Annotated in this window: 16 protein-coding genes, 9 tRNA genes and 6 rRNA genes; all 31 read left to right on the forward strand. The window is 48.6% G+C overall.

Translation table 11 applies throughout. The features are described 5' to 3' along the window. The first annotated feature begins 4 nt into the window (after window positions 1-4). The 31 genes from hslO (at window position 5) to clpC (ending at window position 26,230) form a co-directional block, all read left to right on the forward strand. On the forward strand, window positions 5-880 hold the full coding sequence (gene hslO / locus NYE38_RS00430) for an Hsp33 family molecular chaperone HslO (RefSeq protein ID WP_004264606.1): 876 nt from the start codon (window positions 5-7) through the stop codon (window positions 878-880). Between the two features lie 45 nt (window positions 881-925). Continuing rightward, window positions 926-1,816: a peptidyl-prolyl cis-trans isomerase gene (locus NYE38_RS00435; protein WP_017419485.1), complete on the forward strand. Its 891-nt coding sequence runs from the start codon at window positions 926-928 to the stop codon at window positions 1,814-1,816. A 75-nt stretch (window positions 1,817-1,891) separates the two neighbouring features. After that, window positions 1,892-2,818, forward strand: a complete 927-nt coding sequence (gene cysK / locus NYE38_RS00440) for a cysteine synthase A (protein ID WP_007615206.1) — start codon at window positions 1,892-1,894, stop codon at window positions 2,816-2,818. Between the two features lie 167 nt (window positions 2,819-2,985). Then, the gene (gene pabB / locus NYE38_RS00445; protein WP_025650395.1) at window positions 2,986-4,407 is read left to right on the forward strand and encodes an aminodeoxychorismate synthase, component I; all 1,422 of its coding nucleotides are present in this window, start codon (window positions 2,986-2,988) and stop codon (window positions 4,405-4,407) included. 6 nt (window positions 4,408-4,413) lie between these two features. Then, window positions 4,414-5,001, forward strand: coding sequence for an aminodeoxychorismate/anthranilate synthase component II (gene pabA / locus NYE38_RS00450; RefSeq protein ID WP_007409944.1), 588 nt, complete (start codon window positions 4,414-4,416; stop codon window positions 4,999-5,001). Then, on the forward strand, window positions 4,998-5,882 hold the full coding sequence (pabC, locus tag NYE38_RS00455) for an aminodeoxychorismate lyase (protein ID WP_017419483.1): 885 nt from the start codon (window positions 4,998-5,000) through the stop codon (window positions 5,880-5,882). Before pabA ends, pabC begins: the two co-directional genes overlap by 4 nt. Next, window positions 5,863-6,720, forward strand: coding sequence for a dihydropteroate synthase (gene folP / locus NYE38_RS00460; protein WP_017419482.1), 858 nt, complete (start codon window positions 5,863-5,865; stop codon window positions 6,718-6,720). Before pabC ends, folP begins: the two co-directional genes overlap by 20 nt. After that, window positions 6,713-7,075 carry a dihydroneopterin aldolase gene (gene folB / locus NYE38_RS00465; RefSeq protein WP_017419481.1) on the forward strand — a complete coding sequence of 121 codons (363 nt, stop codon included), beginning with the start codon at window positions 6,713-6,715 and terminating at the stop codon, window positions 7,073-7,075. The genes folP and folB overlap by 8 nt, the downstream gene beginning before the upstream one ends. Continuing rightward, a complete protein-coding gene (gene folK / locus NYE38_RS00470; protein ID WP_017419480.1) occupies window positions 7,072-7,575 on the forward strand; it encodes a 2-amino-4-hydroxy-6-hydroxymethyldihydropteridine diphosphokinase in 504 nt (167 codons plus the stop codon). Before folB ends, folK begins: the two co-directional genes overlap by 4 nt. Beyond that, window positions 7,527-7,736, forward strand: a complete 210-nt coding sequence (locus NYE38_RS00475; RefSeq protein ID WP_003150668.1) for a helix-turn-helix transcriptional regulator — start codon at window positions 7,527-7,529, stop codon at window positions 7,734-7,736. The genes folK and NYE38_RS00475 overlap by 49 nt, the downstream gene beginning before the upstream one ends. A 21-nt stretch (window positions 7,737-7,757) precedes the next feature. After that, complete coding sequence (dusB, locus tag NYE38_RS00480) at window positions 7,758-8,759, forward strand: tRNA dihydrouridine synthase DusB (RefSeq protein WP_007409948.1); 1,002 nt, start codon at window positions 7,758-7,760, stop codon at window positions 8,757-8,759. A gap of 89 nt (window positions 8,760-8,848) precedes the next feature. Next, the gene (gene lysS, locus NYE38_RS00485; RefSeq protein WP_014416740.1) at window positions 8,849-10,348 is read left to right on the forward strand and encodes a lysine--tRNA ligase; all 1,500 of its coding nucleotides are present in this window, start codon (window positions 8,849-8,851) and stop codon (window positions 10,346-10,348) included. A 327-nt stretch (window positions 10,349-10,675) separates the two neighbouring features. Continuing rightward, window positions 10,676-12,225, forward strand: a 16S ribosomal RNA gene (locus tag NYE38_RS00490). A 174-nt stretch (window positions 12,226-12,399) separates the two neighbouring features. Continuing rightward, window positions 12,400-15,329, forward strand: a 23S ribosomal RNA gene (locus NYE38_RS00495). A gap of 50 nt (window positions 15,330-15,379) precedes the next feature. Continuing rightward, window positions 15,380-15,495, forward strand: a 5S ribosomal RNA gene (gene rrf / locus NYE38_RS00500). A gap of 23 nt (window positions 15,496-15,518) precedes the next feature. After that, window positions 15,519-15,594 (forward strand) — tRNA-Val (locus NYE38_RS00505). A 5-nt stretch (window positions 15,595-15,599) separates the two neighbouring features. Then, window positions 15,600-15,675 (forward strand) — tRNA-Thr (locus NYE38_RS00510). Window positions 15,676-15,711: 36 nt separating this feature from the next. After that, a tRNA-Lys gene (locus tag NYE38_RS00515) sits at window positions 15,712-15,787 on the forward strand. Between the two features lie 6 nt (window positions 15,788-15,793). Then, a tRNA-Leu gene (locus NYE38_RS00520) sits at window positions 15,794-15,875 on the forward strand. A gap of 24 nt (window positions 15,876-15,899) precedes the next feature. Beyond that, window positions 15,900-15,974: transfer RNA gene (locus tag NYE38_RS00525), tRNA-Gly, on the forward strand. Between the two features lie 14 nt (window positions 15,975-15,988). Further along, window positions 15,989-16,074: transfer RNA gene (locus tag NYE38_RS00530), tRNA-Leu, on the forward strand. 11 nt (window positions 16,075-16,085) lie between these two features. Next, a tRNA-Arg gene (locus tag NYE38_RS00535) sits at window positions 16,086-16,162 on the forward strand. Between the two features lie 16 nt (window positions 16,163-16,178). Further along, window positions 16,179-16,255, forward strand: a tRNA-Pro gene (locus NYE38_RS00540). A gap of 4 nt (window positions 16,256-16,259) precedes the next feature. Continuing rightward, window positions 16,260-16,335, forward strand: a tRNA-Ala gene (locus NYE38_RS00545). Window positions 16,336-16,565: 230 nt separating this feature from the next. After that, a 16S ribosomal RNA gene (locus NYE38_RS00550) occupies window positions 16,566-18,115 on the forward strand. A 233-nt stretch (window positions 18,116-18,348) separates the two neighbouring features. Further along, window positions 18,349-21,278 (forward strand): 23S ribosomal RNA (locus NYE38_RS00555). Window positions 21,279-21,328: 50 nt separating this feature from the next. Further along, window positions 21,329-21,444, forward strand: a 5S ribosomal RNA gene (gene rrf, locus NYE38_RS00560). Together the 16S, 23S and 5S rRNA genes with 9 tRNA genes alongside form the textbook arrangement of a ribosomal RNA operon. Before the next feature lie 227 nt (window positions 21,445-21,671). Further along, window positions 21,672-22,136 carry a transcriptional regulator CtsR gene (gene ctsR, locus NYE38_RS00565; protein WP_016935919.1) on the forward strand — a complete coding sequence of 155 codons (465 nt, stop codon included), beginning with the start codon at window positions 21,672-21,674 and terminating at the stop codon, window positions 22,134-22,136. A 13-nt stretch (window positions 22,137-22,149) separates the two neighbouring features. Then, on the forward strand, window positions 22,150-22,707 hold the full coding sequence (locus tag NYE38_RS00570; protein ID WP_017419465.1) for a UvrB/UvrC motif-containing protein: 558 nt from the start codon (window positions 22,150-22,152) through the stop codon (window positions 22,705-22,707). Continuing rightward, window positions 22,707-23,798, forward strand: a complete 1,092-nt coding sequence (locus NYE38_RS00575) for a protein arginine kinase (protein ID WP_003156398.1) — start codon at window positions 22,707-22,709, stop codon at window positions 23,796-23,798. Before NYE38_RS00570 ends, NYE38_RS00575 begins: the two co-directional genes overlap by 1 nt. Further along, window positions 23,795-26,230 carry an ATP-dependent protease ATP-binding subunit ClpC gene (gene clpC, locus NYE38_RS00580; RefSeq protein WP_017419467.1) on the forward strand — a complete coding sequence of 812 codons (2,436 nt, stop codon included), beginning with the start codon at window positions 23,795-23,797 and terminating at the stop codon, window positions 26,228-26,230. Before NYE38_RS00575 ends, clpC begins: the two co-directional genes overlap by 4 nt. The last annotated feature ends 86 nt before the right edge of the window (window positions 26,231-26,316 follow it).

Raw genomic sequence — 26,316 nt, forward strand, 5'->3', positions numbered from 1 at the left:
AACGATGGATTATTTAATTAAAGCAATTGCATATGACGGTAAAGTGCGGGCTTATGCAGCCAGAACGACAGATATGGTTAATGAAGCGCAAAGAAGGCATGACACGTGGCCGACGGCATCAGCCGCAATCGGCCGGACGATGACAGCTTCTCTGATGCTCGGAGCGATGCTTAAGGGTGAAGATAAGCTGACAGTCAAAATAGAAGGCGGCGGCCCGATCGGAGCCATTGTCGCAGATGCGAACGCAAAGGGTGAGGTAAGAGCATACGTATCAAACCCGCACGTTCATTTTGACCTCAATGAACAAGGGAAACTGGATGTCAGACGGGCGGTCGGAACTGACGGAACACTCAGTGTCGTAAAAGATTTGGGCTTGCGTGATTATTTTACGGGACAAGTAGAGATTGTCTCGGGTGAACTAGGTGACGACTTCACGTATTACCTTGTTTCTTCTGAACAAGTCCCTTCATCTGTCGGCGTAGGTGTTCTAGTAAATCCTGATAACACGATTCTCGCTGCGGGCGGGTTCATCATTCAGCTTCTTCCGGGGACTGATGAAGAAACCATTTCAACAATTGAGAAGCAATTATCTCAAATCGAACCGATTTCAAAATTGATTCAAAAAGGCCTGACACCGGAAGAAATCTTAGAAGAAGTTCTGGGTCAAAAACCGGACGTTCTCGAAACAATGCCGGTCAAATTTCACTGTTCTTGTTCAAAAGATCGATTCGAAACGGCCATTTTAGGACTAGGCAAAAAAGAAATACAAGATATGATAGAAGAAGACGGAAAAGCCGAAGCGGTTTGCCATTTTTGTAATGAGAAATATTTATTTACAAAAGAAGAACTGGAAGAGCTTCGTGACGAAACAACCCGCTAGCTCTTTAGCGGGTTGTTCTATTTTATAAAAGGGATGGGGTAGATTTTGAAATCGAGAACACTTTTGACGATTATTGTAGCGGCGCTGTTAGTATGCAGTGTGACAGTGGCGTATAAGTTAACAAAATCCCAAGCCGCGGGGTCATCTGAAGAATCCATCGCGACAATCGGTGATAAACATATCACACGGCAAGACTGGATGAAAAAGATGGAAGACGAGTACGGAAAATCAACTCTGGAAGACATGATTAATGCACAAGTAGTGGAAGAGCTTGCGAAAAAGAATAAACTCACAGTTTCAAACAGCGAATTGGAGCGGGAGTTTCTTTTAATCAAAGCGGTGAATAATTCATTTTATGAAGACAGCCATATTACCGAAAAAGAATGGAGAGACCAGATCCGCTACAACATTCTTCTTGAAGAACTGCTGACGAAGGACATCGATATATCGGATAAGGAAATGCAATCATTTTATAATAAAAATAAAGAATTGTACCATTTCGATGATTCCTACAGAATCCGGCACATCGTCGTCAAAAACAAAGAAGAGGCGGACAGGGTGCTTGCTGATTTGAAAGGCGGTTCCAGCTTTGAAGCAGTCGCCGCTGAGCGTTCCACGGACAGATACACGTCTCAGTATGGCGGAGACCTCGGCTTTGTGACAGAAAACCAGGAAAATATCCCGCAGGCATATATCACAGAAGCTAAAAATCTTAAAGAAGATGAATGGTCCGCTGAACCGATTAAAGTTTCCTCAGGATACGCCGTCATTCAGCTGAAAGAAAAGCTTAAAGCGAGAACTTTCTCATACAATGAAGTGAAGAGCCAAATCAGACGCCAGATCGCAATGGATCAATTAGGTGACAAGGCGACAGTCAAAACGCTGTGGAAAGAGGCGGGGGTCTCTTGGTTCTACGGGGAAAAAAGAACTAAATGATTGACAAAAAATTTTGAAATTGATAACTTATATTTATAATACCAATAAATTTAGTCGGAAATTGAGGTGTCCAACATGGTGCGTATTGCAAATTCTATTACTGAACTAATCGGAAATACTCCTATTGTGAAATTGAATCGCCTGACGGATGAAAACAGTGCAGATGTATATCTGAAGCTTGAATACATGAATCCGGGCAGCAGCGTAAAAGACCGGATCGGAGTGGCGATGATTGAAGCGGCTGAAAAAGAAGGAAAATTAAAAGCCGGCGACACAATCATTGAACCGACAAGCGGAAATACAGGGATCGGTCTTGCAATGGTGGCAGCGGCTAAAGGTCTCAGAGCCATTCTCGTTATGCCTGATACAATGAGTATGGAACGACGCAATCTGCTGCGTGCATACGGAGCGGAGCTTGTGCTGACTCCCGGCGCAGAAGGAATGAAGGGCGCCATTAAAAAGGCGGAAGAACTTGCCGAGGAACACGGATACTTTGTGCCTCAGCAATTCAACAATGCGGCAAACCCGGAAATTCACCGCCAAACGACGGGGAAAGAAATCGTAGAACAGTTTGGTGACGACCAGCTTGATGCGTTCGTGGCCGGAATCGGTACCGGCGGAACCATCACGGGAGCGGGCGAAGTGCTGAAAGAAGCATATCCATCCATCAAAATCTATGCGGTAGAGCCGGCGGATTCTCCAGTTCTTTCCGGCGGAAAACCGGGCCCGCATAAAATTCAGGGTATCGGAGCGGGATTTGTCCCTGAAACATTGAATACGGACATCTATGATCAAATCATTCCCGTCAAAAATGAGGATGCATTTGAATATGCCCGTAAAACGGCAAAAGAAGAAGGGATTCTCGGCGGTATTTCTTCCGGAGCGGCCATTTACGCGGCGCTGGAAATCGCAAAAAAACTCGGGAAAGGCAAGAAAGTGCTTGCGATCATCCCTAGTAACGGAGAACGTTACTTAAGCACACCGCTTTATCAGTTTGAATAGAGACATACACACGGCTCCCGGCTGTATCCGGGAGTTTTTTTGTGCCTGAAGCATCGAAAATCCAAAAAACGTTTCGAATTTTATGGTTGGAAGCGAAATTCACTTTTTTCACCAGTGTGATTGCTTTAAAATAAAACTACAGTAAAACGAAGCAGAGGATTGATATGATGGCACAACGCAGACCGGCAGGAAGAAAAATACCTTTTACGAAACAAGCATTTTTACAGCGATATGAAAACCTTTCGAAATCGAGAAAACGGCATGTTCTGCTCGAAAGCGCGAGAGGGGGAAGATTCAGTATAGCCGGTCTAGATCCGATTGCGTCCGTCAGAGGGAAAGACGGAATTACAACGATCAAGCATGAGGGGGAAACACTGTTTAAAGAAGGTGACCCGCTGCGGGCCTTTCATGAATGGTTTGGAACGCTCGGAACGGAAACAAACGTTGAGTTTCCGGACTTTCAGGGCGGTGCGATTGGTTTTATCAGTTACGACTACGCCCGATATATTGAGAATTTTAAAATGCTGTCGTTAGATGATCTGGAAACACCTGATATTTACTTTCTTGTTTTTGATGATGTGGCCGTTTATGACCATGAGGAAGAGGCGTTATGGCTCATTACCCATACTGAAGCAGAAGAAGCGGATCTTGCGGAAGAAAAGCTGTCCGGCTTAGAGGACATGTGGTGTTCCCTCCAAACGGCGGACGAGCCTTTTTCACCGCTGGATCGGAATGGGGACGGATCGTACGCCGCTCCGTTCACTGAAGAAGGATTTTCGCAGGCTGTAGAACAAATTAAACAATATATCGCGAGCGGCGATGTGTTCCAGGTTAATTTGTCCATCAGGCAGTCTCAGTCCTTATCCGTTCATCCGTATGAGGTGTATAAACACTTGAGAAACGTCAATCCGTCTCCTTACATGGCCTATCTCGAGACACCGGGGTTTCAAGTGATATGCGGGTCGCCGGAGCTATTGGTGACAAAGAAGGGGAAGAAGCTTGAAACGAGACCGATCGCGGGTACGCGTTCAAGAGGAAAAGACGATGCTGAAGACAAGGCTTTGGCTGATGAATTAATTCACAACGAAAAAGAACGTGCGGAACACGTCATGCTTGTTGATCTTGAGCGCAATGACCTCGGGCGCGTATCGCGCTACGGCTCCGTGCGGGTTAACGAGTTTATGGCGATCGAAAAGTATTCCCACGTCATGCATATCGTGTCAAACGTACAGGGAGAGCTGCAGGACGGATATGACGCGACAGACATTATTCATGCGGTGTTCCCGGGGGGCACCATCACGGGAGCGCCCAAAGTGAGAACGATGGAAATTATAGAAGAGCTTGAGCCGACAAGACGGGGGCTTTATACTGGATCTATAGGCTGGTTCGGATTCAACGGAGATTTGCAGTTTAACATTGTGATCCGGACGATCTATGCAGCCGGCGGACATGCTTTTATGCAGTCCGGAGCAGGAGTGGTCATTGATTCGGTTCCGAAGCATGAATACAAGGAATCGTTCAAAAAAGCTTTTGCGATGAAAAAGGCGTTAGAGCTGAGCGAAGAAGAGACAAAAAATCAGACGAGGTGAGCAGAGATGATTTTAATGATTGACAATTATGATTCATTTACGTACAACTTGGTTCAATATTTGGGTGAGCTCGGGGAGGAACTGATCGTCAGACGGAATGACGAGATTACGATTGAGCAGATAGAAGAGCTGGGTCCGGACTTCTTAATGATTTCACCCGGGCCGTGCAGTCCTGATGAAGCGGGGATCAGCCTCGAAGCCATCAAACATTTTGCCGGCAGTATTCCTATTTTCGGCGTATGTCTCGGGCATCAGTCGATTGCGCAAGTATTCGGCGGCGATGTCGTCAGAGCAGAGCGGCTCATGCACGGCAAAACGTCAGAAGTTATGCATGACGGACAGACGATTTTTAAAGGCCTGCAAAATCCGCTGGTCGCCACCCGGTACCATTCACTTATTGTCAAAGCGGACACGCTGCCGGATTGTTTTACGGTATCCGCTCAAACCAAAGAAGGAGAAATTATGGCAATCCGCCATAATGAGCTGCCTGTTGAAGGTGTTCAGTTCCATCCGGAATCCATCATGACCTCCTTCGGCAAAGAGATGCTCAGAAACTTTATAGAGACACACCGCAAAAAGGAAGTAACGGTGTGATTATATATTTGAATGGTCAATATATAGAGGAGAAAGAAGCGGCGCTTTCTCCTTTTGACCATGGTTATCTGTACGGGATCGGCGCGTTCGAGACGTTCAGGCTTTACAGCGGCCGGCCGTTTCTGCCGGATGCGCATGTCGCCAGGCTCAACAGGGCGCTTCGGGATCTGCAGATTGCATATGAGGTGAACAAACAGGAGCTGCTTGATATGCTTCTGAGACTGTTGCTCCTCAATGACATCAAGGACGGCAGCGCGCGTGTCCGGCTTAACATCTCGGCAGGCGTCAGCGATAAGGGATTTGCCGCGCAGACTTATGAAAAGCCGACCGTCCTTTGTTTCGTCAACCGGCTCAATCCGGAAACTCTGCCTGTTCAAAAAGAAGGCAGGCTTCTCTCTGTCCGGAGAAACACGCCTGAAGGATCTTTTCGGTTAAAATCCCATCACTATTTAAACAACATGTATGCTAAACGGGAGATCGGGAATGACCCCAATCTTGAAGGCATTTTCCTGACCGGTGAAGGAGATGTCGCGGAAGGCATTGTCTCCAACGTGTTTTGGCGAAAAGGAGACAAGGTCTTTACGCCATCTTTGGATACGGGAATTCTCGACGGCGTAACGAGACAGTTTGTCATTGATGAATTGAAACGGCAGGGGACAGAAGTCACCGAAGGCCGATTCCGTTTTCAATCAATGCTTGAAGCGGATGAAGCATGGATGACAAACTCCGTGCTTGAAATCATCCCGTTTTCTAAAATAGAGGAAGTGCCGCTGCCCGGAATGAGCGGAAAAACGGTGCAATTGCTCCGTAAGCAGTATCAGCAGGAAATAAACAAAATGAATGTACAGGAGGAGGAACAAAATGGCGCAGCAAACAATTGAACAGCCTAAACTGATTCATACAAAAAAAGGCGCTCTGTCCTATAAAGAGAAGACGCTCGTTATGGGGATATTAAATGTAACGCCAGACTCCTTCTCTGACGGCGGCAAATACGACAGTACGGAAAGGGCGCTTCTGCGTGCGGTGAAGATGGCTGAAGAAGGGGCGCATATTATAGATATCGGCGGTGAATCGACAAGACCCGGCGCATCACTCGTGTCGGCTGATGAGGAAATGTCACGAGTCATCCCCGTCATAGAACGGATTACAAGCGAGCTGGACATTCCGCTTTCAATCGATACGTACAAAGCGTCCGTGGCAGACGAAGCGGTCAAAGCGGGAGCCTCTATCCTTAATGACATCTGGGGGGCGAAAGGTGACCCTGACATGGCGTCAGTAGCCGCCGCACACGGGGTTCCGATTATCTTAATGCATAATCGCACGGAAAGAAACTACAACGATCTTATTCCTGATATGCTTGCAGACCTGATGGAAAGCGTAAAAATTGCCGCAGAAGCCGGCGTCACAGATGAAAACATGATTCTGGATCCGGGGATCGGCTTTGCGAAAAACTATGAGGACAATCTGGCTGTCATGAACAAGCTGGAGGTGTTCAGCGGGTTAGGTTATCCGCTGCTCCTGGCGACATCGAGAAAAAGGTTCATCGGCCGTGTACTTGACCTTCCCCCTGAAGAACGTGCTGAGGGAACGGGAGCGACAGTATGCCTTGGCGTCCAGAAAGGCTGCGACATTGTGAGGGTGCACGATGTCAAAGAGATCGCAAGAATGACTAAGATGATGGATGCTATGTTGAACAAAGGAGGCGCACATTATGGATAAAGTATATGTGGAAGGAATGGAGTTTTACGGATATCACGGCGTGTTCGAAGAAGAAAACAAACTCGGCCAGCGCTTCAAAGTAGACCTGACTGCCGAACTGGATTTGAGCAAAGCGGGAAAAACGGATGACCTTTCTTATACCATTAACTATGCGGAATTGTACAGTGTCTGCCGCGGCATCGTTGAGGGCGAGCCCGTTAATTTGGTCGAGACCCTTGCGGAACGAATCGCAGACACCGTCCTTAAGAAATTTGAGCCGGTGCAGCAATGTACGGTAAAGCTTGTTAAGCCTGACCCGCCGATTCCCGGCCATTATAAATCAGTAGCTATAGAAATGACGAGAAAGAAATCATGAACAATACGGCATATATCGGCCTCGGTTCCAATATGGGCGACCGTGAACATTATTTGCGTCAGGCAGTGGCCATGCTCAGCCGGCATCATGGCGTGACGGTGTCAAAGGTGTCCTCCATATATGAAACAGATCCCGTCGGCTATGAGGATCAAGATCAGTTTCTCAATATGGCGGTTGAAGTGAAAACGTCGTTATCTCCTTTTGAACTTCTTGATGTAACGCAGAGCATTGAAGCTGAATTAGGCAGAACGAGAGAGATTCGCTGGGGACCGCGGACGGCAGACCTTGACATTTTGCTGTATAATCGTGAAAATATTGAAACAGAGCGGCTGATTGTTCCGCATCCGAGAATGTTTGAGCGCTTATTTGTCCTTGCGCCGTTAAAAGAAATATGTCCGCAGGCGGATCATATCACGATAAGCGCTGAAACAAACCAAGAAGGTGTAAGAGTATGGAAGCAGAAATCTGGGGTAGGCGAATTCGTGCATTCAGAAAGCTGAAAGGTTATACTCAAGAAGGATTTGCAAAAGCATTAGGTATATCAGTTTCTATTGTCGGTGAAATTGAACGCGGAAACCGATTGCCGTCAGATGCCATCATTCAAGATGCGGCAGATGTTTTAAATATAAGTGCGGACGAATTGGCCCCGCCTGAAAAATAGACAAATGAAAGGAGGGGAAAAATGTTTAAAATCGGTGATATTCAATTGAAAAACCGGGTTGTGCTTGCCCCTATGGCCGGTGTCTGCAACTCAGCGTTCAGATTGACTGTAAAGGAATTCGGAGCCGGATTGGTATGCGCTGAAATGGTCAGTGACAAAGCGATTCTTTACAACAACGCCAGAACAATGGGGATGCTTTACATTGATGAACGTGAAAAACCGCTCAGCCTTCAGATTTTTGGAGGGAAAAAGGAAACTCTGGTGGAAGCGGCGAAGTTTGTAGATCAAAACACGACTGCTGATATTATTGATATTAACATGGGATGTCCCGTACCCAAGATTACAAAATGTGATGCGGGCGCCAAATGGCTTCTCGATCCTGATAAGATTTATGAAATGGTATCCGCAGTAGTAGATGCTGTTGATAAGCCGGTTACAGTGAAGATGAGAATGGGTTGGGATGAAGAGCACATCTATGCGGTGAAAAATGCCCAAGCCGTTGAACGTGCCGGCGGAAAAGCCGTTGCCCTGCACGGCCGCACAAGAGTGCAAATGTATGAAGGCACTGCGAACTGGGATATCATTAAAGAAGTGAAACAATCCGTCTCCATTCCCGTCATCGGAAACGGTGATGTCAAAACGCCTCAGGACGCGAAACGTATGCTTGAGGAAACAGGAGTTGACGGCGTCATGATCGGCCGGGCCGCACTCGGCAACCCGTGGATGATTTACCGTACGGTGCACTACCTTGAAACCGGTGAGTTAAAAGACGAACCGAAAGTCCGTGAAAAAATGTCGGTTTGCAAACTGCACTTAGACCGCCTGATTAAGTTAAAAGGCGAAAATGTGGCAGTCAGAGAAATGAGAAAACACGCTGCCTGGTACCTGAAAGGTGTCAGAGGCAATGCGAATGTACGCAACGAAATTAACCAATGTGAGACGCGTGAAGAAGTTGTGCAGCTTTTAGATGCATTTACCGCCGAAGCAGAGGCAAAAGAGCTTCAAGATGCAAAAGTAGGTTAATATACACCCTCTATTGCTGCTCACTGCCAGCTTACCGCTGGCAGTTTTTCTGCTTTTTCGTGAAATCAAAATGTAACGGAGTGATACCAATGAGTCAAGAAGAGCAAAATCATGAGGAATTGAACGACCAGCTGCAAGTCAGACGAGATAAAATGAACCAGCTGAGAGAAAACGGCATTGACCCTTTCGGCGAACGTTTCGAGAGAACGCATCAATCTCAACAGATCATTGACGCCTACCAGGAGCTTTCTAAAGAAGAACTGGAAGAAAAAGCGATCGAAGTGACCATTGCAGGCCGTATGATGACAAAGCGCGGAAAAGGGAAAGCCGGCTTTGCGCATCTGCAGGACTTAGAAGGTCAAATTCAAATTTACGTAAGAAAAGACAGTGTCGGCGAAGAACAATATGAAATCTTTAAATCTTCAGACCTCGGAGACGTTATCGGCATCACGGGGAAAGTTTTCAAAACAAACGTAGGCGAGCTTTCTGTCAAAGCGACATCTTTTGAACTGCTGACAAAAGCACTGCGTCCTCTTCCTGATAAATATCATGGGTTAAAAGATGTTGAACAGCGTTACCGCCAGCGCTATCTCGATCTCATCGTAAACCCTGACAGCAAACAAACGTTTATCACACGCAGCAAAATCATCCAAGCGATGAGAAGATACTTAGATGACCATGGATACTTAGAAGTTGAAACACCTACGATGCACAGCATACCGGGAGGAGCGTCTGCACGCCCGTTCATCACGCACCATAACGCGCTCGATATGCCTCTTTATATGCGTATTGCGATTGAACTGCACCTGAAACGCCTGATTGTCGGCGGATTGGAAAAAGTCTACGAAATCGGCCGTGTGTTCCGTAATGAAGGTGTTTCTACACGCCATAACCCTGAATTCACGATGATCGAGCTGTATGAAGCGTACGCCGATTATAAAGATATTATGAGTCTTACGGAAAACCTCGTAGCACATATTGCGCAGGAAGTGCTTGGAAGCACCACAATCCAGTACGGAGAAGAGCAGATTGATCTGAAACCTGAATGGAAACGACTCCACATGGTAGATGCGGTCAAAGAAGCGACAGGCGTAGATTTCTGGAATGAGATGACTGTTGAAGAAGCGCGCGGTCATGCAAAAGAGCATGGTATCGAGATCACAAACTCAATGACGGTGGGTCATATCATCAATGAATTCTTCGAACAAAAAATTGAAGAAACACTCATTCAGCCTACATTTATTTACGGCCACCCTGTAGAGATTTCTCCTCTTGCTAAGAAAAATCCGGAGGACCCTCGCTTTACAGACCGTTTTGAGCTGTTTATCGTCGGCCGTGAGCATGCTAATGCGTTTACGGAGCTGAATGACCCTATTGACCAGAGGGAACGCTTTGAAGCGCAATTAAAAGAAAGAGAAGAAGGAAACGATGAAGCGCATATGATGGATGAAGACTTCGTTGAAGCTCTTGAATACGGCATGCCGCCGACCGGGGGATTGGGTATCGGTATCGACCGCCTTGTCATGCTGTTAACAAATGCTCCGTCTATCAGAGACGTTTTATTATTCCCTCAAATGAGACAACGCTAATAAAAGGGAAGGCGCCGTTTCTGCTTATCGCAGTACGGCGCTTTTTTAGAAACAAGCCACTCGTAAAACTTTTTTGATTTTCTTTTAAAAAACTATTGCACTATTATTTGTGAGGTGGTATATTATTATTCGTTGCCGCTAAACAAGGCGCTGACGAAAAAAAGAAATTCAAAAAGTTGTTGACTTCAAGAGATTGATAAGATATAATAATAAAGTCGCTTGAACGAAAGACAAAATGATCTTTGAAAACTAAACAAGACAAAACGTACCTGTTAATTCAAAGTTTTAAATAAATCGCACAGCGATGTGTGTAGTCAGTCAAACACTTTATCGGAGAGTTTGATCCTGGCTCAGGACGAACGCTGGCGGCGTGCCTAATACATGCAAGTCGAGCGGACAGATGGGAGCTTGCTCCCTGATGTTAGCGGCGGACGGGTGAGTAACACGTGGGTAACCTGCCTGTAAGACTGGGATAACTCCGGGAAACCGGGGCTAATACCGGATGGTTGTTTGAACCGCATGGTTCAGACATAAAAGGTGGCTTCGGCTACCACTTACAGATGGACCCGCGGCGCATTAGCTAGTTGGTGAGGTAACGGCTCACCAAGGCGACGATGCGTAGCCGACCTGAGAGGGTGATCGGCCACACTGGGACTGAGACACGGCCCAGACTCCTACGGGAGGCAGCAGTAGGGAATCTTCCGCAATGGACGAAAGTCTGACGGAGCAACGCCGCGTGAGTGATGAAGGTTTTCGGATCGTAAAGCTCTGTTGTTAGGGAAGAACAAGTGCCGTTCAAATAGGGCGGCACCTTGACGGTACCTAACCAGAAAGCCACGGCTAACTACGTGCCAGCAGCCGCGGTAATACGTAGGTGGCAAGCGTTGTCCGGAATTATTGGGCGTAAAGGGCTCGCAGGCGGTTTCTTAAGTCTGATGTGAAAGCCCCCGGCTCAACCGGGGAGGGTCATTGGAAACTGGGGAACTTGAGTGCAGAAGAGGAGAGTGGAATTCCACGTGTAGCGGTGAAATGCGTAGAGATGTGGAGGAACACCAGTGGCGAAGGCGACTCTCTGGTCTGTAACTGACGCTGAGGAGCGAAAGCGTGGGGAGCGAACAGGATTAGATACCCTGGTAGTCCACGCCGTAAACGATGAGTGCTAAGTGTTAGGGGGTTTCCGCCCCTTAGTGCTGCAGCTAACGCATTAAGCACTCCGCCTGGGGAGTACGGTCGCAAGACTGAAACTCAAAGGAATTGACGGGGGCCCGCACAAGCGGTGGAGCATGTGGTTTAATTCGAAGCAACGCGAAGAACCTTACCAGGTCTTGACATCCTCTGACAATCCTAGAGATAGGACGTCCCCTTCGGGGGCAGAGTGACAGGTGGTGCATGGTTGTCGTCAGCTCGTGTCGTGAGATGTTGGGTTAAGTCCCGCAACGAGCGCAACCCTTGATCTTAGTTGCCAGCATTCAGTTGGGCACTCTAAGGTGACTGCCGGTGACAAACCGGAGGAAGGTGGGGATGACGTCAAATCATCATGCCCCTTATGACCTGGGCTACACACGTGCTACAATGGACAGAACAAAGGGCAGCGAAACCGCGAGGTTAAGCCAATCCCACAAATCTGTTCTCAGTTCGGATCGCAGTCTGCAACTCGACTGCGTGAAGCTGGAATCGCTAGTAATCGCGGATCAGCATGCCGCGGTGAATACGTTCCCGGGCCTTGTACACACCGCCCGTCACACCACGAGAGTTTGTAACACCCGAAGTCGGTGAGGTAACCTTTTAGGAGCCAGCCGCCGAAGGTGGGACAGATGATTGGGGTGAAGTCGTAACAAGGTAGCCGTATCGGAAGGTGCGGCTGGATCACCTCCTTTCTAAGGATTTTAACGGAATATAAGACCTTGGGTCTTATAAACAGAACGTTCCCTGTCTTGTTTAGTTTTGAAGGATCATTCGATTCTTCGAGATGTTGTTCTTTGAAAACTAGATAACAGAGTAATTCACATTCAATTAGTAATGCAAGATATCACGTAGTGATTCTTTTTAACGGTTAAGTTAGAAAGGGCGCACGGTGGATGCCTTGGCACTAGGAGCCGATGAAGGACGGGACGAACACCGATATGCTTCGGGGAGCTGTAAGCAAGCTTTGATCCGGAGATTTCCGAATGGGGAAACCCACCACTCGTAATGGAGTGGTATCCATATCTGAATACATAGGATATGAGAAGGCAGACCCGGGGAACTGAAACATCTAAGTACCCGGAGGAAGAGAAAGCAAATGCGATTCCCTGAGTAGCGGCGAGCGAAACGGGACCAGCCCAAACCAAGAGGCTTGCCTCTTGGGGTTGTAGGACACTCTGTACGGAGTTACAAAGGAACGAGGTAGATGAAGAGGTCTGGAAAGGCCCGCCATAGGAGGTAACAGCCCTGTAGTCAAAACTTCGTTCTCTCCTGAGTGGATCCTGAGTACGGCGGAACACGTGAAATTCCGTCGGAATCCGGGAGGACCATCTCCCAAGGCTAAATACTCCCTAGTGACCGATAGTGAACCAGTACCGTGAGGGAAAGGTGAAAAGCACCCCGGAAGGGGAGTGAAAGAGATCCTGAAACCGTGTGCCTACAAGTAGTCAGAGCCCGTTAACGGGTGATGGCGTGCCTTTTGTAGAATGAACCGGCGAGTTACGATCCCGTGCAAGGTTAAGCAGAAGATGCGGAGCCGCAGCGAAAGCGAGTCTGAATAGGGCGAATTGAGTACGTGGTCGTAGACCCGAAACCAGGTGATCTACCCATGTCCAGGGTGAAGTTCAGGTAACACTGAATGGAGGCCCGAACCCACGCACGTTGAAAAGTGCGGGGATGAGGTGTGGGTAGGGGTGAAATGCCAATCGAACCTGGAGATAGCTGGTTCTCTCCGAAATAGCTTTAGGGCTAGCCTCAAGGTAAGAGTCTCGGAGGTAGAGCACTGATTGGACTAGGGGCCCCTACCGGGTTACCGAATTCAGTCAAACTCCGAATGCCGATGACTTATCCTTGGGAGTCAGACTGCGAGTGATAAGATCCGTAGTCGAAAGGGAAACAGCCCAGACCGCCAGCTAAGGTCCCAAAGTATACGTTAAGTGGAAAAGGATGTGGAGTTGCTTAGACAACCAGGATGTTGGCTTAGAAGCAGCCACCATTTAAAGAGTGCGTAATAGCTCACTGGTCGAGTGACTCTGCGCCGAAAATGTACCGGGGCTAAACGTATCACCGAAGCTGCGGACTGTTCTTCGAACAGTGGTAGGAGAGCGTTCTAAGGGCTGTGAAGCAAGACCGGAAGGACTTGTGGAGCGCTTAGAAGTGAGAATGCCGGTATGAGTAGCGAAAGAGGGGTGAGAATCCCCTCCACCGAATGCCTAAGGTTTCCTGAGGAAGGCTCGTCCGCTCAGGGTTAGTCGGGACCTAAGCCGAGGCCGAAAGGCGTAGGCGATGGATAACAGGTTGATATTCCTGTACCACCTCCTCACCATTTGAGCAATGGGGGGACGCAGGAGGATAGGGTAAGCGCGGTATTGGATATCCGCGTCCAAGCAGTTAGGCTGGGAAATAGGCAAATCCGTTTCCCGTGAAGGCTGAGCTGTGATGGCGAGCGAATTATAGTAGCGAAGTTCCTGATTCCACACTGCCAAGAAAAGCCTCTAGCGAGGTGAGAGGTGCCCGTACCGCAAACCGACACAGGTAGGCGAGGAGAGAATCCTAAGGTGATCGAGAGAACTCTCGTTAAGGAACTCGGCAAAATGACCCCGTAACTTCGGGAGAAGGGGTGCTCTGTTAGGGTGCAAGCCCGAGAGAGCCGCAGTGAATAGGCCCAGGCGACTGTTTAGCAAAAACACAGGTCTCTGCGAAGCCGTAAGGCGAAGTATAGGGGCTGACGCCTGCCCGGTGCTGGAAGGTTAAGAGGAGCGCTTAGCGTAAGCGAAGGTGCGAATTGAAGCCCCAGTAAACGGCGGCCGTAACTATAACGGTCCTAAGGTAGCGAAATTCCTTGTCGGGTAAGTTCCGACCCGCACGAAAGGCGCAACGATCTGGGCACTGTCTCAACGAGAGACTCGGTGAAATTATAGTACCTGTGAAGATGCAGGTTACCCGCGACAGGACGGAAAGACCCCGTGGAGCTTTACTGCAGCCTGATATTGAATGTTGGTACAGCTTGTACAGGATAGGTAGGAGCCTTGGAAACCGGAGCGCCAGCTTCGGTGGAGGCATCGGTGGGATACTACCCTGGCTGTATTGACCTTCTAACCCGCCGCCCTTATCGGGCGGGGAGACAGTGTCAGGTGGGCAGTTTGACTGGGGCGGTCGCCTCCTAAAAGGTAACGGAGGCGCCCAAAGGTTCCCTCAGAATGGTTGGAAATCATTCGCAGAGTGTAAAGGCACAAGGGAGCTTGACTGCGAGACCTACAAGTCGAGCAGGGACGAAAGTCGGGCTTAGTGATCCGGTGGTTCCGCATGGAAGGGCCATCGCTCAACGGATAAAAGCTACCCCGGGGATAACAGGCTTATCTCCCCCAAGAGTCCACATCGACGGGGAGGTTTGGCACCTCGATGTCGGCTCATCGCATCCTGGGGCTGTAGTCGGTCCCAAGGGTTGGGCTGTTCGCCCATTAAAGCGGTACGCGAGCTGGGTTCAGAACGTCGTGAGACAGTTCGGTCCCTATCCGTCGCGGGCGCAGGAAATTTGAGAGGAGCTGTCCTTAGTACGAGAGGACCGGGATGGACGCACCGCTGGTGTACCAGTTGTTCTGCCAAGGGCATCGCTGGGTAGCTATGTGCGGACGGGATAAGTGCTGAAAGCATCTAAGCATGAAGCCCCCCTCAAGATGAGATTTCCCATTCCGCAAGGAAGTAAGATCCCTGAAAGATGATCAGGTTGATAGGTCTGAGGTGGAAGTGTGGCGACACATGGAGCTGACAGATACTAATCGATCGAGGACTTAACCAATTTGAATGTATGCTTACTGTTATCTAGTTTTGAGAGAACACTCTCAATGGTTTGGTGGCGATAGCGAAGAGGTCACACCCGTTCCCATGCCGAACACGGAAGTTAAGCTCTTCAGCGCCGATGGTAGTCGGGGGTTTCCCCCTGTGAGAGTAGGACGCCGCCAAGCTATTACACGTAAGTGTAATATACGGAGGATTAGCTCAGCTGGGAGAGCATCTGCCTTACAAGCAGAGGGTCGGCGGTTCGAGCCCGTCATCCTCCACCATATTTGCCGGCCTAGCTCAATTGGTAGAGCAACTGACTTGTAATCAGTAGGTTGGGGGTTCAAGTCCTCTGGCCGGCACCATTTTTGGACAAGATAATAACACAAGTCTTTTAAAAAGAGCCATTAGCTCAGTTGGTAGAGCATCTGACTTTTAATCAGAGGGTCGAAGGTTCGAGTCCTTCATGGCTCACCATGTAACGCGGGTGTGGCGGAATTGGCAGACGCGCTAGACTTAGGATCTAGTGTCTTATGACGTGGGGGTTCAAGTCCCTTCACCCGCATTATACAGGATAGTTATCCTGTATGCGGAAGTAGTTCAGTGGTAGAACACCACCTTGCCAAGGTGGGGGTCGCGGGTTCGAATCCCGTCTTCCGCTCCAACTATACCATCCACGCCGGGGTGGTGGAATTGGCAGACACACAGGACTTAAAATCCTGCGGTAGGTGACTACCGTGCCGGTTCAAGTCCGGCCCTCGGCATTCATTATTATGCGCCCGTAGCTCAATTGGATAGAGCGTTTGACTACGGATCAAAAGGTTAGGGGTTCGACTCCTCTCGGGCGCGCCATAATATTTTAAAAAATCGGGAAGTAGCTCAGCTTGGTAGAGCACATGGTTTGGGACCATGGGGTCGCAGGTTCGAATCCTGTCTTCCCGACCACTTCGGGGCCTTAGCTCAGCTGGGAGAGCGCCTGCTTTGCACGCAGGAGGTCAGCGGTTCGATCCCGCTAGGCTCCACCATTTATAAAAAAACATGTTGACTTTAAGAGAAACTTATTATATACTTAAAAAGTTGCTTGAGAAAGTGAACAAAATGATCTTTGAAAACTAAACAAGACAAAACGTACCTGTTAATTCAAAGTTTTAAATAAATCGCACAGCGATGTGCGTAGTCAGTCAAACTAAGGTCTGCACGATGCAGATCACACAGACGTTACTGCGGGATGCAGTGAACTTAGTCTGTGATCCATTTATCGGAGAGTTTGATCCTGGCTCAGGACGAACGCTGGCGGCGTGCCTAATACATGCAAGTCGAGCGGACAGATGGGAGCTTGCTCCCTGATGTTAGCGGCGGACGGGTGAGTAACACGTGGGTAACCTGCCTGTAAGACTGGGATAACTCCGGGAAACCGGGGCTAATACCGGATGGTTGTTTGAACCGCATGGTTCAGACATAAAAGGTGGCTTCGGCTACCACTTACAGATGGACCCGCGGCGCATTAGCTAGTTGGTGAGGTAACGGCTCACCAAGGCGACGATGCGTAGCCGACCTGAGAGGGTGATCGGCCACACTGGGACTGAGACACGGCCCAGACTCCTACGGGAGGCAGCAGTAGGGAATCTTCCGCAATGGACGAAAGTCTGACGGAGCAACGCCGCGTGAGTGATGAAGGTTTTCGGATCGTAAAGCTCTGTTGTTAGGGAAGAACAAGTGCCGTTCAAATAGGGCGGCACCTTGACGGTACCTAACCAGAAAGCCACGGCTAACTACGTGCCAGCAGCCGCGGTAATACGTAGGTGGCAAGCGTTGTCCGGAATTATTGGGCGTAAAGGGCTCGCAGGCGGTTTCTTAAGTCTGATGTGAAAGCCCCCGGCTCAACCGGGGAGGGTCATTGGAAACTGGGGAACTTGAGTGCAGAAGAGGAGAGTGGAATTCCACGTGTAGCGGTGAAATGCGTAGAGATGTGGAGGAACACCAGTGGCGAAGGCGACTCTCTGGTCTGTAACTGACGCTGAGGAGCGAAAGCGTGGGGAGCGAACAGGATTAGATACCCTGGTAGTCCACGCCGTAAACGATGAGTGCTAAGTGTTAGGGGGTTTCCGCCCCTTAGTGCTGCAGCTAACGCATTAAGCACTCCGCCTGGGGAGTACGGTCGCAAGACTGAAACTCAAAGGAATTGACGGGGGCCCGCACAAGCGGTGGAGCATGTGGTTTAATTCGAAGCAACGCGAAGAACCTTACCAGGTCTTGACATCCTCTGACAATCCTAGAGATAGGACGTCCCCTTCGGGGGCAGAGTGACAGGTGGTGCATGGTTGTCGTCAGCTCGTGTCGTGAGATGTTGGGTTAAGTCCCGCAACGAGCGCAACCCTTGATCTTAGTTGCCAGCATTCAGTTGGGCACTCTAAGGTGACTGCCGGTGACAAACCGGAGGAAGGTGGGGATGACGTCAAATCATCATGCCCCTTATGACCTGGGCTACACACGTGCTACAATGGACAGAACAAAGGGCAGCGAAACCGCGAGGTTAAGCCAATCCCACAAATCTGTTCTCAGTTCGGATCGCAGTCTGCAACTCGACTGCGTGAAGCTGGAATCGCTAGTAATCGCGGATCAGCATGCCGCGGTGAATACGTTCCCGGGCCTTGTACACACCGCCCGTCACACCACGAGAGTTTGTAACACCCGAAGTCGGTGAGGTAACCTTTTAGGAGCCAGCCGCCGAAGGTGGGACAGATGATTGGGGTGAAGTCGTAACAAGGTAGCCGTATCGGAAGGTGCGGCTGGATCACCTCCTTTCTAAGGATTTTAACGGAATATAAGACCTTGGGTCTTATAAACAGAACGTTCCCTGTCTTGTTTAGTTTTGAAGGATCATTCCTTCAAAACATAGGAACACCTGCTAAATGCGCCACTTCCTGTGGCAACGCATGTGTTAGCATGTCCTATGCGTTGTTCTTTGAAAACTAGATAACAGAAGTAATTCACATTCAATTAGTAATGCAAGATATCACGTAGTGATTCTTTTTAACGGTTAAGTTAGAAAGGGCGCACGGTGGATGCCTTGGCACTAGGAGCCGATGAAGGACGGGACGAACACCGATATGCTTCGGGGAGCTGTAAGCAAGCTTTGATCCGGAGATTTCCGAATGGGGAAACCCACCACTCGTAATGGAGTGGTATCCATATCTGAATACATAGGATATGAGAAGGCAGACCCGGGGAACTGAAACATCTAAGTACCCGGAGGAAGAGAAAGCAAATGCGATTCCCTGAGTAGCGGCGAGCGAAACGGGACCAGCCCAAACCAAGAGGCTTGCCTCTTGGGGTTGTAGGACACTCTGTACGGAGTTACAAAGGAACGAGGTAGATGAAGAGGTCTGGAAAGGCCCGCCATAGGAGGTAACAGCCCTGTAGTCAAAACTTCGTTCTCTCCTGAGTGGATCCTGAGTACGGCGGAACACGTGAAATTCCGTCGGAATCCGGGAGGACCATCTCCCAAGGCTAAATACTCCCTAGTGACCGATAGTGAACCAGTACCGTGAGGGAAAGGTGAAAAGCACCCCGGAAGGGGAGTGAAAGAGATCCTGAAACCGTGTGCCTACAAGTAGTCAGAGCCCGTTAACGGGTGATGGCGTGCCTTTTGTAGAATGAACCGGCGAGTTACGATCCCGTGCAAGGTTAAGCAGAAGATGCGGAGCCGCAGCGAAAGCGAGTCTGAATAGGGCGAATTGAGTACGTGGTCGTAGACCCGAAACCAGGTGATCTACCCATGTCCAGGGTGAAGTTCAGGTAACACTGAATGGAGGCCCGAACCCACGCACGTTGAAAAGTGCGGGGATGAGGTGTGGGTAGGGGTGAAATGCCAATCGAACCTGGAGATAGCTGGTTCTCTCCGAAATAGCTTTAGGGCTAGCCTCAAGGTAAGAGTCTCGGAGGTAGAGCACTGATTGGACTAGGGGCCCCTACCGGGTTACCGAATTCAGTCAAACTCCGAATGCCGATGACTTATCCTTGGGAGTCAGACTGCGAGTGATAAGATCCGTAGTCGAAAGGGAAACAGCCCAGACCGCCAGCTAAGGTCCCAAAGTATACGTTAAGTGGAAAAGGATGTGGAGTTGCTTAGACAACCAGGATGTTGGCTTAGAAGCAGCCACCATTTAAAGAGTGCGTAATAGCTCACTGGTCGAGTGACTCTGCGCCGAAAATGTACCGGGGCTAAACGTATCACCGAAGCTGCGGACTGTTCTTCGAACAGTGGTAGGAGAGCGTTCTAAGGGCTGTGAAGCAAGACCGGAAGGACTTGTGGAGCGCTTAGAAGTGAGAATGCCGGTATGAGTAGCGAAAGAGGGGTGAGAATCCCCTCCACCGAATGCCTAAGGTTTCCTGAGGAAGGCTCGTCCGCTCAGGGTTAGTCGGGACCTAAGCCGAGGCCGAAAGGCGTAGGCGATGGATAACAGGTTGATATTCCTGTACCACCTCCTCACCATTTGAGCAATGGGGGGACGCAGGAGGATAGGGTAAGCGCGGTATTGGATATCCGCGTCCAAGCAGTTAGGCTGGGAAATAGGCAAATCCGTTTCCCGTGAAGGCTGAGCTGTGATGGCGAGCGAATTATAGTAGCGAAGTTCCTGATTCCACACTGCCAAGAAAAGCCTCTAGCGAGGTGAGAGGTGCCCGTACCGCAAACCGACACAGGTAGGCGAGGAGAGAATCCTAAGGTGATCGAGAGAACTCTCGTTAAGGAACTCGGCAAAATGACCCCGTAACTTCGGGAGAAGGGGTGCTCTGTTAGGGTGCAAGCCCGAGAGAGCCGCAGTGAATAGGCCCAGGCGACTGTTTAGCAAAAACACAGGTCTCTGCGAAGCCGTAAGGCGAAGTATAGGGGCTGACGCCTGCCCGGTGCTGGAAGGTTAAGAGGAGCGCTTAGCGTAAGCGAAGGTGCGAATTGAAGCCCCAGTAAACGGCGGCCGTAACTATAACGGTCCTAAGGTAGCGAAATTCCTTGTCGGGTAAGTTCCGACCCGCACGAAAGGCGCAACGATCTGGGCACTGTCTCAACGAGAGACTCGGTGAAATTATAGTACCTGTGAAGATGCAGGTTACCCGCGACAGGACGGAAAGACCCCGTGGAGCTTTACTGCAGCCTGATATTGAATGTTGGTACAGCTTGTACAGGATAGGTAGGAGCCTTGGAAACCGGAGCGCCAGCTTCGGTGGAGGCATCGGTGGGATACTACCCTGGCTGTATTGACCTTCTAACCCGCCGCCCTTATCGGGCGGGGAGACAGTGTCAGGTGGGCAGTTTGACTGGGGCGGTCGCCTCCTAAAAGGTAACGGAGGCGCCCAAAGGTTCCCTCAGAATGGTTGGAAATCATTCGCAGAGTGTAAAGGCACAAGGGAGCTTGACTGCGAGACCTACAAGTCGAGCAGGGACGAAAGTCGGGCTTAGTGATCCGGTGGTTCCGCATGGAAGGGCCATCGCTCAACGGATAAAAGCTACCCCGGGGATAACAGGCTTATCTCCCCCAAGAGTCCACATCGACGGGGAGGTTTGGCACCTCGATGTCGGCTCATCGCATCCTGGGGCTGTAGTCGGTCCCAAGGGTTGGGCTGTTCGCCCATTAAAGCGGTACGCGAGCTGGGTTCAGAACGTCGTGAGACAGTTCGGTCCCTATCCGTCGCGGGCGCAGGAAATTTGAGAGGAGCTGTCCTTAGTACGAGAGGACCGGGATGGACGCACCGCTGGTGTACCAGTTGTTCTGCCAAGGGCATCGCTGGGTAGCTATGTGCGGACGGGATAAGTGCTGAAAGCATCTAAGCATGAAGCCCCCCTCAAGATGAGATTTCCCATTCCGCAAGGAAGTAAGATCCCTGAAAGATGATCAGGTTGATAGGTCTGAGGTGGAAGTGTGGCGACACATGGAGCTGACAGATACTAATCGATCGAGGACTTAACCAATTTGAATGTATGCTTACTGTTATCTAGTTTTGAGAGAACACTCTCAATGGTTTGGTGGCGATAGCGAAGAGGTCACACCCGTTCCCATGCCGAACACGGAAGTTAAGCTCTTCAGCGCCGATGGTAGTCGGGGGTTTCCCCCTGTGAGAGTAGGACGCCGCCAAGCTATCATTTCGGTAAAGGCAGCTCATCATGAGCTGCCTTTTTTGTGTTTTTCTGCATACGTTATATAATATGAGAAACGTAACGATATGCCTTTTTGCAAAAGCAGGTTTTATGCTTGTGCAAAGTGGAAATAATAGAGATAGAGCGATACAGTTGAAAAATTTTGCGAAACACCTTATAGTAAGATTAAAGTCAAATATAGTCAAAGTCAATAAAGGAGGGGGTTGAGTGGGACATAATATTTCTGACATCATTGAACAGTACTTGAAACAAGTATTAGATCAAAATGGCAAAGAAATTTTAGAGATCAAACGCAGTGAAATCGCTGATAAATTTCAATGTGTTCCTTCCCAAATAAATTATGTCATCAACACCAGATTTACAAGTGAAAGAGGATATATTGTTGAAAGTAAACGGGGAGGCGGCGGTTATATTCGTATTATCAAAGTTAAAATGAATAACGAAGTCGTCCTCATCAATAATATTATTTCGCAGATCCATACCCACTTGTCCCAGGCAGCCTCTGATGACATTATTCTCAGACTGTTAGAGGACGGAGTTATTTCGGAAAGAGAAGCTAAAATGATGGTGAGTGTAATGGATCGTTCAGTTCTATATATTGATTTGCCCGAACGGGATGAACTAAGAGCCAGAATGATGAAAGCAATGCTCACATCTTTAAAACTAAAGTAAGCGGGTGAAAAGATTGATTTGTCAAGAATGCAATGAGAGACCGGCCACTTTTCACTTTACGAAAGTTGTTAATGGAGAAAAGCAAGAAGTTCATATTTGTGAACAATGTGCAAAAGAAAATAGCGATTCATACAGTATAAGTGGAAACCAAGGGTTCTCGATTCATAATTTATTATCAGGGCTGCTGAATATGGAGTCCTCATTTCAAAACACCGGTTCTCAAATGTTCGGCTACTCAGAGCAAGGCACAGCTTGTAAGAAATGCGGTATGACGTTTCAGCAGCTGAGAAAAACAGGGCGTTTCGGCTGTGCGGAATGTTACGATACGTTCTACAGCCAAATTACGCCGATCTTGCGAAAAGTTCACAGCGGGAATACGGTGCATGCCGGGAAAATTCCAAAACGAATAGGCGGAAACCTGCATGTAAGACGGCAAATGGAAATGTTAAAAAAAGAACTTGAATCTTTAATACACCACGAAGAGTTTGAAAGAGCAGCGGAGGTCAGGGATCAGATCCGATCGTTAGAGCAGGAATTAAAAAGTAAAGACAGTGAGGGGGAACAAGGGTAATGTCGCTCAAGCATTTTATTCAGGACGCACTAAGCAATTGGATGAAGCAAAAGGGACCTGAAAGTGACATTGTACTCAGCAGCCGTATACGGTTGGCCCGAAACTTTGAAAATATAAAGTTTCCCGCCCGGTATACGAATGAAGAAGCCTCATCCATCATTCAGCAATTCGAAGATCATTTTTCAGGTAAGGAACTGCCTGATATCGGTCAATTTCATTTAATCAGAATGAGTGAAGCTCAGCCTTTGGAAAAACGGGTGCTGATGGAGAAACATCTGATCAGCCCGAATTTAACGGAATCTCCTTTTGGCGGCTGTCTGCTTTCTGAAAATGAAGAAGTCAGCATTATGTTAAATGAAGAAGATCATATCAGAATTCAATGCCTCTTCCCCGGCTTCCAGCTTCTCAACGCTATAAAAGCGGCAAACCAGGTTGATGACTGGATTGAGGAGAAAGTGGATTACGCCTTTGGAGAGAAGAGAGGGTACTTAACAAGCTGTCCTACAAATGTAGGGACGGGACTAAGGGCTTCAGTCATGATGCATTTGCCGGGCCTTGTATTAACTAGGCAAATGAATCGAATTATACCGGCAATTAACCAATTAGGCTTAGTTGTTAGAGGAATTTACGGTGAAGGCAGCGAAGCATTAGGAAATATCTTTCAAATTTCAAATCAAATCACACTCGGAAAATCAGAACAGGACATTGTAGATGATTTAAACAGTGTGGCTGCCCAGCTGATTGAGCAGGAACGTTCAGCCCGAGAAGCGCTTTACCAAACTTCGAAAATTGAATTGGAGGACCGGGTATTCAGATCTTACGGCGTTTTATCCAACTGCCGTATGATTGAATCGAAGGAAACGGCGAAATGCCTTTCTGACGTTCGGCTGGGGATAGACCTGGGGATCATCAAAGGGCTATCAAGCAATATACTTAATGAACTGATGATTTTGACACAGCCGGGTTTTCTCCAGCAATATTCGGGCGGTGCATTACGGCCGAACGAAAGAGACGCGAGAAGAGCGGCTCTTATCAGGGAAAGGCTGCATTTAGAAATGAGTGCAAATAGACAGGAGGATGATTCGATATGATGTTTGGAAGGTTTACAGAGCGAGCTCAAAAGGTATTGGCACTGGCACAGGAAGAAGCACTGCGCTTAGGCCATACAAATATCGGAACTGAACATATACTATTAGGGTTAGTCCGTGAAGGTGAAGGGATCGCATTTAAAGCTTTAGAAGCTCTTGGCCTTAATTCAGATAAAATGCAGAAAGAAGTGGAAAGTTTGATCGGTCGAGGGCAGGAAAGTGCCACCTCTGTTCCTCATTACACACCTCGAGCCAAAAAGGTAATAGAGCTATCAATGGATGAAGCCAGAAAGCTAGGACATTCTTATGTGGGAACAGAACACATACTTCTCGGATTGATTCGTGAAGGAGAAGGCGTGGCGGCGAGAGTTCTGAATAATCTCGGTGTCAGCTTGAATAAAGCGAGACAGCAAGTGCTGCAGCTTCTGGGAAGCAATGAGACGGGATCTTCTGCATCCGGTACCAACAGCAATGCAAACACGCCGACGCTTGACAGTCTGGCGCGTGATTTAACTGCGATTGCGAAGGAAGACAGTCTTGATCCGGTTATCGGGCGAAGCAAAGAAATTCAGCGTGTTATTGAGGTATTAAGCCGCAGAACGAAAAATAATCCCGTTCTTATCGGAGAACCGGGTGTAGGTAAAACTGCGATTGCTGAAGGCCTTGCACAGCAGATCATCAATAATGAAGTGCCGGAAATATTACGTGATAAACGCGTAATGACGTTAGACATGGGTACGGTTGTAGCCGGTACGAAATACCGCGGAGAATTTGAAGACCGCTTGAAAAAAGTAATGGATGAAATACGTCAGGCCGGCAATATTATTTTATTCATTGACGAACTGCATACACTGATCGGAGCGGGGGGAGCAGAAGGTGCGATTGATGCATCGAATATCTTAAAACCTTCACTGGCCCGCGGAGAGCTTCAATGCATCGGTGCCACAACGCTTGATGAATACCGTAAATATATCGAAAAAGACGCGGCTCTCGAGCGCCGTTTCCAGCCGATTCAGGTGGATCAGCCGTCAGCCGATGAAAGCATTCAAATTTTAAAAGGGCTCCGTGACCGCTATGAAGCGCATCACCGCGTATCCATTACCGATGAAGCGATCGAAGCCGCGGTTAAATTGTCCGACCGTTATATTTCTGACCGCTTCCTTCCGGATAAAGCGATCGATTTAATTGATGAAGCCGGTTCAAAAGTGCGTCTCCGTTCTTTCACAACGCCTCCGAACTTAAAAGAGCTTGAGCAGAAACTCGATGAAGTTCGCAAGGAAAAAGACGCTGCCGTTCAGAGCCAGGAGTTTGAAAAAGCGGCTTCCCTTCGTGATACGGAGCAGCGCCTGAGAGAACAGGTGGAAGACACGAAAAAAACCTGGAAAGAAAAACAAGGCCAGGAGAACTCCGAAGTTTCTGTAGAGGATATCGCGATGGTTGTATCCAGCTGGACCGGGGTGCCCGTATCTAAAATTGCCCAAACGGAAACAGATAAGCTTCTCAATATGGAAAGCATTCTGCATTCCCGCGTCATCGGCCAGGATGAAGCCGTTGTAGCCGTGGCAAAGGCTGTCAGACGTGCAAGAGCCGGACTGAAGGACCCGAAACGCCCGATTGGTTCATTCATCTTCTTAGGCCCTACAGGCGTTGGGAAGACAGAGCTGGCAAGAGCGCTGGCGGAATCCATTTTCGGTGATGAGGAAGCGATGATCAGAGTGGATATGTCCGAATACATGGAGAAACACTCGACTTCACGTCTTGTCGGTTCTCCTCCGGGATATGTCGGCTATGATGAAGGCGGCCAGCTGACAGAAAAAGTGAGAAGAAAACCTTACTCTGTCGTATTGCTTGATGAAATTGAAAAAGCGCACCCTGATGTGTTTAACATTCTCCTGCAAGTGCTTGAAGACGGACGCTTAACTGATTCAAAAGGACGCACTGTGGATTTCCGCAACACGATCCTGATTATGACGTCAAACGTCGGAGCGAGCGAGCTGAAACGCAACAAATATGTGGGCTTCAATGTGCAGGATGAATCACAAAACCATAAAGACATGAAAGACAAAGTCATGGGAGAGCTGAAGCGTGCCTTCAGGCCTGAGTTTATCAACCGGATTGACGAAATTATCGTCTTCCACTCCCTTGAGAAAAAACATCTTACAGACATCGTGTCGCTTATGTCTGATCAGTTAACAAAACGTCTGAAAGAACAAGATCTCTCTATCGAGCTGACGGATGCTGCAAAAGCAAAAGTAGCAGAAGAGGGCGTCGATTTGGAATACGGCGCACGTCCGTTAAGAAGAGCGATTCAAAAGCATGTGGAGGACCGGTTATCAGAAGAACTCCTCAGAGGCAATATTGATAAAGGCCAGCACATTGTTCTTGATGTTGAGGACGGCGAATTTGTCGTAAAAACAACTGCTAAAACGAACTAATATAGTGACAAACATGAGGCATACGTAAGCGAGTGTATGCCTCACTTTGTTATATAGAGAAATATTCGATAAGGAAGAGGTCTTAC

The organism is Bacillus sp. EU63 (genome assembly GCF_038592915.1).
Lineage (GTDB): Bacteria > Bacillota > Bacilli > Bacillales > Bacillaceae > Bacillus > Bacillus velezensis.

Coding starts and splice junctions, on each gene's coding strand:
- hslO (WP_004264606.1), top strand. CDS start 5: ATGGATTATTTAATTAAAGCAATTGCATATGACGGTAAAGTGCGGGCT.
- cysK (WP_007615206.1), top strand. CDS start 1,892: ATGGTGCGTATTGCAAATTCTATTACTGAACTAATCGGAAATACTCCT.
- pabB (WP_025650395.1), top strand. CDS start 2,986: ATGGCACAACGCAGACCGGCAGGAAGAAAAATACCTTTTACGAAACAA.
- pabA (WP_007409944.1), top strand. CDS start 4,414: ATGATTTTAATGATTGACAATTATGATTCATTTACGTACAACTTGGTT.
- folP (WP_017419482.1), top strand. CDS start 5,863: ATGGCGCAGCAAACAATTGAACAGCCTAAACTGATTCATACAAAAAAA.
- folB (WP_017419481.1), top strand. CDS start 6,713: ATGGATAAAGTATATGTGGAAGGAATGGAGTTTTACGGATATCACGGC.
- folK (WP_017419480.1), top strand. CDS start 7,072: ATGAACAATACGGCATATATCGGCCTCGGTTCCAATATGGGCGACCGT.
- NYE38_RS00475 (WP_003150668.1), top strand. CDS start 7,527: ATGGAAGCAGAAATCTGGGGTAGGCGAATTCGTGCATTCAGAAAGCTG.
- dusB (WP_007409948.1), top strand. CDS start 7,758: ATGTTTAAAATCGGTGATATTCAATTGAAAAACCGGGTTGTGCTTGCC.
- lysS (WP_014416740.1), top strand. CDS start 8,849: ATGAGTCAAGAAGAGCAAAATCATGAGGAATTGAACGACCAGCTGCAA.
- NYE38_RS00575 (WP_003156398.1), top strand. CDS start 22,707: ATGTCGCTCAAGCATTTTATTCAGGACGCACTAAGCAATTGGATGAAG.
- clpC (WP_017419467.1), top strand. CDS start 23,795: ATGATGTTTGGAAGGTTTACAGAGCGAGCTCAAAAGGTATTGGCACTG.